The organism is Helicobacter sp. 10-6591, assembly GCF_003288805.1.
Classification (GTDB): Bacteria; Campylobacterota; Campylobacteria; order Campylobacterales; family Helicobacteraceae; genus Helicobacter_F.
The window spans coordinates 1-3898 of sequence record NZ_NHYK01000035.1 but is presented as its reverse complement, the minus strand read 5'-3'; the positions used below and the strand labels follow the sequence as shown (position 1 = coordinate 3898).

The 3898-nt window shown below is 44.1% G+C and carries 2 rRNA genes; both read right to left on the bottom strand.

The features are described 5' to 3' along the window. Positions 1-198: 198 nt before the first annotated feature. Positions 199-314: ribosomal RNA gene (gene rrf / locus CCY97_RS07995) — 5S ribosomal RNA — on the bottom strand. 463 nt (positions 315-777) lie between these two features. Then, positions 778-3660, bottom strand: a 23S ribosomal RNA gene (locus CCY97_RS07990). Between the last annotated feature and the right edge of the window lie 238 nt (positions 3661-3898).

Below are 3898 nucleotides of genomic sequence, written 5' to 3'. Positions count from 1 at the left end.
TTAACCTTTTAAAAGCCTCCATAGATAGATTTTCTCATATGTTTAATGTCTTAATTTTTTATTGGAAAGACTTTTGTCTAAAACCCATTTATAAGCTACCAAGTAACATCCACACTCTCAAATCATAATAAACAAGATTTCCAAAATAAGAAAGAAATAAGAAAAAGTTTTATGAAGTATTTTGTAGGATCTCCCCTTTCCCTGCATCGACCTACATTCCCACACTTGCAAAGTGCAGTATCATCAGCGATGAGGAGCTTAACTGCCAGGTTCGGAATGGAGCTGGGTGTGTCCTCCTCTCTATAGACACAAAGAAAAGGGAAATAAAGATAAATAATAATTTCTCTTGCTTTTTACTTTTATCCCTAAAAAAGCTTCTGTTCTAAATATTCGGGTCTTTCTTTTGGTTTCGCTTTATTCTGTTTAACTTTATCACCTCAAAGAAAGCTCTTAGGCATATTTTGAATTTAGTCTAAATCTTTATGCTTTTATACTTTCTCTCATGATAGCTTCTAACGAATTACTTTCTCATTGATGATTTTTCATTAGAAACTCCTCTTAGATTTTATAAATCCATCAAAGTCTCTTAGACATTCAAAACACCCTGCTCTCAAATAATCTTTTGGGAGTCCAAAACTTGAGAACAAGCTAGTTCTTTTTTAGAATCCTTAGCAAAGCAAATATGGGATATTTTTATCCTTATTTCCATTTTCCAGATTAACAACCTAAATTTTCAAAACTCCCATACACTCAATAAGGCAGTCTTTAGGATACTCATAAAGTAAGCCAAACGGTCTATTAGTAGTAGTCAGCTGAACATATTACTATGCTTACACATCTACCCTATCAAGCAGCTAGTCTTGCTGCGACCTTCAGGGAGAGTTAATCTTGGAGTTGGCTTCCCGCTTAGATGCTTTCAGCGGTTATCACATCCATGCGTAGCTACCCAGCGATGCTCTTGGCAGAACAACTGGTACACCAGTGGCATGTCCATCCCGGTCCTCTCGTACTAGGGACAGCTCTCCTCAACTCTCCTACGCCCACGGCAGATAGGGACCGAACTGTCTCACGACGTTCTGAACCCAGCTCGCGTACCGCTTTAAATGGCGAACAGCCATACCCTTGGGACCTGCTCCAGCCCCAGGATGCGATGAGCCGACATCGAGGTGCCAAACCTCCCCGTCGATGTGAGCTCTTGGGGGAGATCAGCCTGTTATCCCCGGGGTACCTTTTATCCTTTGAGCGATGACCCTTCCACACAGAATCACCGGATCACTATGACCGACTTTCGTCTCTGCTCGACTTGTTTGTCTTACAGTCAGGCTGGCTTATGCCATTACACTCTACTTGCGATTTCCAACCGCAATGAGCCAACCTTTGCAAGCCTCCGTTACTTTTTAGGAGGCGACCGCCCCAGTCAAACTACCCACCAGACATTGTCCTACTTGAGGATAACTCAAGCTAGTTAGCAGACAGAAACATTAAGGGTGGTATCTCAAGGATGGCTCCATCTCTACCAGAGTAAAGATTTCAAAGCCTCCCACCTATCCTGCGCATAATGCTCCCATCGGCAGTGCCAAGCTGTAGTAAAGGTCCACGGGGTCTTTCCGTCTTGCCGCGGGTAGGAGGAATTTTCACCTCCACTACAATTTCACTGAATCACTCTTTGAGACAGCTCCCATCTCGTTACGCCATTCATGCAGGTCGGTATTTAACCGACAAGGAATTTCGCTACCTTAGGACCGTTATAGTTACGGCCGCCGTTTACTCGGGCTTCAATTCAAGGCTTCGAGTTGCCTCTAACCAATCCTCTTAACCTTCGAGCACCGGGCAGGCGTCACACCCTATACATCCACTTACGTGTTAGCAGAGTGCTGTGTTTTTGGTAAACAGTCGGGAGGGACTCTTTGCTGAGACCATATTGCTATGGCACACCTTATCGCGAACTTACGGTGCTAGTTTGCAGAGTTCCTTAAAGAGAGTTCTTTCACGCGCCTTAGAATACTCATCTCATCTACCTGTGTCGGTTTGCGGTACGGGCAACATTAGCTAAACTTAGAGGCTTTTCTTGGCACGACGGCATCAATGGCACTCCCCTTGACCCGAAGGTCTCAAGAAGCTATTGGAGTTTCGAATACAGAGGCGGATTTGCCTATCCCCCAATCTACGCTCTTAAATTAGCACTTCCATCAGCTAACGCCATTTAGCCCTATGCGTCCCCCCATCGCACACTAATGTTGGTATAGGAATATTAACCCATTTGCCATCGCCTACCCCTTTCGGACTCGGCTTAGGACCCGACTAACCCTACGATGACGAGCATCGCGTAGGAAACCTTAGACTTTCGGCGAAGTGGATTCTCACCACTTTTATCGCTACTCATTCCTGCATGCTCACTTCGCATCGCTCCAGCACTTCTTACCGATATACCTTCAACGCAATACGAACGCTCTTCTACCACTGTGCATCAGCACAATCTACAACTTCGGTGTCTATCTTAGCCCCGTTATATTTTCTGCGCAAAATCACTAGACCAGTGAGCTGTTACGCTTTCTTTAAAGGATGGCTGCTTCTAAGCCAACCTCCTGGTTGTCTGAGTAACTTCACATCATTTTCCACTTAGAATAGAACTTTGGGACCTTAGTTGGTAGTCTGGGTTGTTCCCCTTTTGACGATTGATTTTATCACCCACCGCCTGACTCCCAAGATACGGCAATAGGTATTCGCAGTTTGACAGGGGTTGGTACCGCGGCGAGCAGCCCTAGCCCAATCAGAGCTCTACCCCCTATTGCTATCACTTGAGGCTATACCTAAATATATTTCGAAGAGAACCAGCTATCACCAAGTTTGTTTGGCCTTTCACCCCTATCCACAGCTCATCCCAACCCGTTTCAATGGGTACGAGTTCAGTCCTCCATAAGCTATTACACTTACTTCAACTTGGCCATGGATAGATCACTTGGCTTCGGGTCTGCAGCATCTGACTTAAACGCCCTTTCAGACTCGCTTTCGCTACGGCTTCGCGTTTGCTTAACCTTGCCAGATACCACAACTCGCAGGATCATTATGCAAAAGGCAGTCCATCACCCTGATAAATCATAGGGCTCTGAATGATTGTAGGCAAATGGTTTCAGGTTCTATTTCACTCCGCTCACTGCGGTTCTTTTCACCTTTCCCTCACGGTACTTGTGCGCTATCGGTGTGATAGTAGTATTTAGGGTTGGAGAGTGGTCTCCCCTGCTTCAGCCCGGATTTCACGTGTCCTGGCCTACTCTGGATACTGCTACCTATAGAGAATCTTTCGCATACGGGATTATCACCCTCTATGATGTAGTTTTCCAAATACTTCTGCTAGATTCTCTAAGTGGATGTTGCAGTCCTCAACCCCCAATGCAAGCATTGGGTTTGCCCTCTTCCCTGTTCGCTCGCCGCTACTAAGGGAATCTCTTTGATTTCTTTTCCTCTAGTTACTGAGATGTTTCACTTCACTAGGTTCGCTCCATTAAAGGTAATATGTATCTCTACATATTGGGTTGCCCCATTCGGAAATCTACGGATCAAAGCTTCTTGACAGCTCCCCGTAGCTTATCGCAGTCTAGTACGTCCTTCATCGCCTCTATCACCCAAGGCATCCACCATTCGCCCTTCTCAAGCTTACTTCCTTTTTAGAATCAATGAATGTATCCTAAAGTACTGCCTTATTAAGTGTATGAACACATAATTAAGGAGTATTTATGTAGTCTTAATTACTTAGGCTATTAACAATAAAAATTCCAAATAACACATTTCTTAAAAAAGCAATTTATTCCAAACCAAATCTACTCTAAATTCTGAAACAACTTGATTCTAAAAAATGAGAGGCGTGATTATATAACTAATAGCTTAATTGGAGATTAAG